This window comes from Butyrivibrio sp. (assembly GCF_017940685.1).
Classification (GTDB): Bacteria; Bacillota; Clostridia; order Lachnospirales; family Lachnospiraceae; genus Butyrivibrio.
This window is the reverse complement of sequence record NZ_JAGAYD010000233.1, coordinates 1-5714: the sequence shown is the minus strand read 5'-3', so window position 1 is coordinate 5714 and position 5714 is coordinate 1. Positions and strand designations below refer to the sequence as shown.

At 44.4% G+C, this 5714-nt stretch carries 4 protein-coding genes; all 4 read right to left on the bottom strand.

Going from position 1 to position 5714, the window contains the following annotated elements:
- Positions 1 to 263: 263 nt before the first annotated feature.
- Positions 264 to 3038 (bottom strand): FAD-dependent oxidoreductase, encoded by a 2775-nt coding sequence (locus J6I68_RS13815; RefSeq protein WP_292221178.1) that lies wholly within the window; start codon positions 3036 to 3038, stop codon positions 264 to 266.
- A 209-nt stretch (positions 3039 to 3247) separates the two neighbouring features.
- Positions 3248 to 4240 (bottom strand): ABC transporter ATP-binding protein, encoded by a 993-nt coding sequence (locus J6I68_RS13810; protein ID WP_292221177.1) that lies wholly within the window; start codon positions 4238 to 4240, stop codon positions 3248 to 3250.
- Positions 4237 to 5376, bottom strand: coding sequence for an ABC transporter ATP-binding protein (locus J6I68_RS13805; protein WP_292221176.1), 1140 nt, complete (start codon positions 5374 to 5376; stop codon positions 4237 to 4239). The genes J6I68_RS13810 and J6I68_RS13805 overlap by 4 nt, the downstream gene beginning before the upstream one ends.
- Before the next feature lie 5 nt (positions 5377 to 5381).
- A partial coding sequence (locus J6I68_RS13800; RefSeq protein WP_292221174.1) for an ABC transporter permease occupies positions 5382 to 5714 on the bottom strand: 333 nt, incomplete at its 5' end.

Genomic DNA, 5714 nt, shown 5'->3' with positions numbered 1-5714 from the left:
GAGCCCTATTCCATCAGGAGTATCTGGATACTCTCCACGATAATACAACTCCACACATTTCTTTTTGAATTCATAGCTATAGCGCATAAAATAACCCTCCTTCCTGGATTTGTATTGTCCAGAAAAGAGGGTACATATCAAACCAGCCAACAGAACCGTCCCCGTGGCTTAGAACCGTCCCCGTGTCTTGTCACCGTATCTTGTGCATGAAAAAAGGGGCCTTACCAGAAGGTAGGCCCCTAAAGTTACTGGGATATTGTGGATTACTTGTCGCCTGAGATCTTGTTGATGAGGATCTTGCCGGCTCTCTTGATAGCGTAAGGTCCGACAGCCTTGAGCTTGTCTTCTGACCTGTACATTGTGCTGGCTGCAGGCATATCACGTGTGAGGTGGATAGCGTCGAATTCGCACTTAGTTGTGCAAAGTCCGCATCCGATACAACGGTTTTCATCTACTGTTGTAGCACCACATCCAAGACATCTTGCTGCCTCAGTCTTAACCTGCTCCTCTGTGAGAGTAAGGCGAAGATCATCAAATGTGTCCTTGGCAACTCCTGCTTTCTTACCAGGAATCTGTCTCTGTGCATTGTCGAAAGACTCAACCTTGATATCATCCTTATCAAGCTCGATGAACTCTCTTCTGTCACGGGCGAGATCAAGTCTGTTTCCTTTGTGTACGAAACGGTTGATTGAAACGTAGCCCTCTCTTCCGCCTGCGATAGCGTCGATAGCGAACTTAGCTCCTGTAAATACATCGCCGCCAACAAAGATATCAGGCTCTGCTGTCTGTCTTGTAAGAGCGTCAGCCTTGGCTGTGCCATTTCTGTTAAGTTCAACCTTAGTTCCCTTAAGAAGGTCTCCCCACTGAACTGACTGTCCAATTGAAAGGAGGAGGTTCTCACACGGAATCTCAATCGTATCGTTCTCGTCGTACTGTGGCGCAAATCTGTGCTCTGAATCAAATACAGATACGCACTTCTTGAAGATAACTGATTTTACGTGACCATTTTCAACAACTACTTCCTTAGGTCCCCATCCGTTCTTAACTTCAATGCCTTCTTCTTTTGCCTCTTCTACCTCGTCCTTGGCTGCAGGCATCTCTTTTTCACTTTCAAGGCAAAGCATTGTAACCTTGGAAGCACCAGCTCTTACAGCTGTTCTTGCGACGTCGATTGCAACGTTACCACCACCGATCACGACTGTATCGCCGCTAAGCTTGATTCCGTGATCCTGATTGATCTTGCGAAGGAAATCAACACCTGTCTGAACGCCCTCAGCGTCCTCACCAGGAACTCCAGCAAGTCTTCCGCCCTGCATACCGATTGCGATAAAGAATGCCTTGTATCCCTCTGCACGGAGCTGATCAATGGTAATGTCCTTACCAACTTCTACGCCGCACTTAAACTCTACACCCATCTGGCGGATAACATCAATTTCTGCCTCGATGATGTCCTTTTCAAGTCTGTAGCTTGGAATACCATTCATAAGCATTCCGCCGGCTCTCTTTTCTTTCTCAAAGACTGTTACAGGATAGCCGTTCTGTCTAAGGAAGTAAGCTGCAGAAAGTCCTGCAGGGCCTCCACCGATGATCGCTACCTTGTAATCATCGCTCCACATTCCGCCGTCGTGCTTCTCGCAAAGAGGTATGTATCTGTCCTCTTTCTTAAGGTCAAGGGATGCGATGAACTTCTTGATCTCATCAATAGCAAGAGGCTGATCGATGGTTCCTCTTGTGCAGGCATCTTCACATCTTCTGTTGCAGACAGCGCCACAGATCATTGGAAGTGGGTTGTCCTGCTTGATAAGCTTTAATGCATCTTCATATCTGCCCTCAGCAGCCATCTTGATGTAACCCTGAACTGAAAGGTGTACAGGACAGGCTGTCTTACAGGGTGCTGTACCTGTCTCATAGCAGTTGATCTTGGCATCATCACGATAGTTGTAGTTCCACTTGTGTGGTCCCCACTTCTTGTTGTCAGGAAGCTCACTCTTTGGATACTTAACTTCACTGCCGTCCTTCTTGCAGAGCTTCTGTCCAAGCTTGGCTGCGCCAACAGGGCAAACCTCTACGCACTTACCACAGGCAACACATTTTTCTTTTTCAACGTGTGCTCTGTATGCAGAAGCAGACATATTAGGAGTATTAAAGAGCTGTGATGTACGAAGAGCGTTACATACACCAGGTGCGCAGTTACAGATAGCTACGATCTTGCCCTCACCATCAATATTGGTGATCTGGTGAACGTATCCGTGACGCTCAGCTCTCTCAAGGATCTCGTAAACTTCTTCCTTGGTGATATAGTGTCCGATTCCACGGTCGTCCATGTACTCAGCCATGTCGCCCATACCGATACAGTAATCACCGCGGATCTCTCCACTGCCTTCACCTCTCATAGCCTGCTGCTTACGGCAGGAGCACTCTGAGATGCCATATTTATCATACATGTCGATCCAGCGTGAAAGATGCTCAACTGGAACTGATTGATTTTCAAGAGAAATAGCCTTCTCAACAGGTATTACATGCATACCGATTCCAGCTCCTCCTGGAGGAACCATCTCTGTAACATTCTGTAGTGGAAGCTGTGTCATAAGGTTAAAGAATGTAGCAAGCTCAGGATGCTCATCTGTAACCTTGTTCTGCATCATCATAAATTCAGCTGAGCCTGGAACGAAAATAGGAAGCTCATACTGAAGGTGCTTGTCAGGAGTCTTAGCTCTGTTCTGCTCAATGATACCTATGTATCTGAGGTCATGTACCATCTTGGTGGTCTCTTCCTCAGTCATATTGTTCATCTTGGCAAGCTCAGGTATTGAGTAAGGAACTCTTGTCTTTTTGAAGTTAAGACAGAATCTTACCTGATCTTTATTAAGAATACGATCAAGCATCCAGTACTCTGGATCGTGATTGTTGATCTTCTTTGTGAGTTTTTTGATCATACGATCAGTGATAAGAGTAGCCAGCTCTATGACCATCTTCTCTTTCTCAGGATCTTCTGCCTTATAATTAGGATCCTGCCAGAAATCACGCTCGTTAATCATAGGATCGCCGATTTTCCATTCAGCCATTGTTTTTGCCATAAGTTCTCCCCTTTACAAAATAAAAAAATGATGGAACTATTTTTTGAAAAATAGTTTTCTGCCTAGGAATATTCTATCATACAAGGGCCCTTTTTTCCATTAAAAAAAGGCGATTTTACTCGCCTTTTTCAATGTTTTACTCACTTTAATTAAGTAACGTAATCAATCGTTTAATCGTAAAGATGACAACATACTACATGGCCATTTCCCATGTCCTTAGGAGCAGGAACTTCTGTTTTGCACTTCTCCATGCACTTAGAGCATCTTGTATGGAACTTACAGCCCTTTGGTGGATTTGCTGGTGATGGTATATCACCCTGAAGGAGGATCCTGTCCTTCTTGATATCCGGATCAGGCATTGGTATAGCTGAGAAAAGTGCCTGAGTATATGGGTGGAGAGGCTTAGCAAAGATGTCCTCTGTATTTCCTGTCTCTACAAGATTTCCAAGATACATTACACCGATGGTATCTGAGATGTGCTCAACAACTGAAAGATCATGAGAAATGAACAGATATGTAAGTCCTCTGTCCTCCTGGAGTTTCTTAAGCAGGTTAATGATCTGGGCCTGGATTGAAACGTCAAGCGCTGAAACAGGCTCGTCACACACAACAAACTGTGGCTTAAGAGCAAGGGCTCTTGCGATACAGATCCTCTGTCTCTGACCGCCAGAGAACTCGTGAGGGTATCTGTCCTTGTGGTAATCCTGAAGGCCGCACTCCTTCATGATAGATGTGATGTATTCATCATACTCTTTATCAGAAACAATACCGTGCTCTCTTACTGCCTCACCAATGATCTCTCCGATAGGAAGTCTTGGTGAAAGAGATGAGTATGGATCCTGGAAGATGATCTGCATCTTGGTACGAAGATCCCTGAGGGCCTTCTTATCAAGGGTGCTGATATCTTTACCGTCAAAAATGATATCTCCCTCAGTCTTTTCAAGGAGCCTTAATATAGTTCTTCCAGTTGTGGACTTACCACAGCCCGACTCTCCTACAAGCCCCATTGTGGTACCTTTTTTGATGGTAAAAGAAACATCGTCAACAGCCTTGACCTGTCCTGTTACACCACCAAAAAATCCACCCTTGATAGGGAAATATTTTTTAAGATTTCTAACCTCTAAGATGTTCTCAGAAGAGGCATTAACGTTCTCTGTACTCATAGTGCTGCGCCTCCTTCCTCACATCTGTAGCAGCTTACTTCATGGGTAGGTGATATCTTGTAAACACCTGGATATGCGCCGCTGCACTTTTCTGTGCACATCTCGCATCTATCCTTGAAATAGCAGTAATTAGGCATATCAATAGGGTTAGGAACGTTTCCAGGAATACTGTAGAGCTTGTCTACATGCTTACCTACAACAGGCTTTGAATTCATAAGACCTATCGTGTATGGATGCCTTGGATCTTTGAATATCTCTTTTGCTGTTCCTTTTTCTACAACTCTTCCTGCATACATAACAACCACGTAGTCAGCCATTTCTGCTACAACACCAAGGTCGTGAGTGATCAGCATGATAGAGCTGTTTATCTTGTCCTTAAGGTCACGAAGAAGGTCAAGGATCTGCGCCTGAATAGTAACATCAAGAGCAGTAGTGGGCTCATCTGCGATGATAAGCTTAGGGTCACAGGCAAGAGCCATGGCGATCATGATACGCTGTCTCATACCACCAGAGAGCTCATGAGGATACATCTTGTAAACGCCTTCTTTGTTGGCGATACCAACAAGCTGAAGCATCTCAATTGTACGGGCCTTAACCTGCTCTTTTGTCATGTCAGGGTTGTGAAGCTTTATTACTTCATCAACCTGATCACCAATTCGAAATACCGGGTTAAGTGATGTCATGGGCTCCTGGAAGATCATTCCCATGGAGTTACCACGAAGCTTCTGCATGTAAGAAGCTGGAGCATTCACTACGTTTACAGCCTCTTTTCCAGTGTTAAATCTGATCTCACCTTCTACAGTCTGACCAGCAGGACGCTGAACCAGCTGCATAAGTGAAAGGCTGGTTACTGACTTACCACAGCCTGACTCACCAACAATACCAACTGTTTTACCAATAGGAACCTCAAATGATACGCCGTCTACAGCCTTAACTGTTCCTATATCTGTAAAGAAGTAAGTGTGAACATTGTCAAACTCAACGCAGTTATTAGGATCCTTCATGTGAGTGATATACTCACTTTCAGGAATATGTCTTCTGTTTCTCTTTTTCTCAATCTCTGCAGTGATCTTACGATTTTCTCTGGTGATCTTTCTGGATTCACGAGCAGAGATGTAATTACTGTTTTTTGCCATCTTAATCACCTCTTCATCTTTGGATCAAATGCATCACGAAGGCCATCACCGATAAAGTTGAAAGCCAAAACTGTAAGCAGAATAAATAGTCCTGCAGGAAGCCATACAAATACATAATTGCTCATAACGTATGAATCGTTAACAGCGTTAATGATACTTCCCCATGAAGCTGCAGGATACTTGATTCCAAGTCCAAGGAATGAAAGTGTAGCTTCTGCAAGGATTACATCACCAAGTCCCATGCTGGCAAAAACGATAAGCTGAGGTACTACATTAGGGATAAGGTGCTTAAAGATACGTCTGTAAGTACTGATACCAGTTGCCTCTGCAGCAACCAT

Coding starts and splice junctions, on each gene's coding strand:
- J6I68_RS13815 (WP_292221178.1), bottom strand. CDS start 3,038: ATGATTAACGAGCGTGATTTCTGGCAGGATCCTAATTATAAGGCAGAA.
- J6I68_RS13810 (WP_292221177.1), bottom strand. CDS start 4,240: ATGAGTACAGAGAACGTTAATGCCTCTTCTGAGAACATCTTAGAGGTT.
- J6I68_RS13805 (WP_292221176.1), bottom strand. CDS start 5,376: ATGGCAAAAAACAGTAATTACATCTCTGCTCGTGAATCCAGAAAGATC.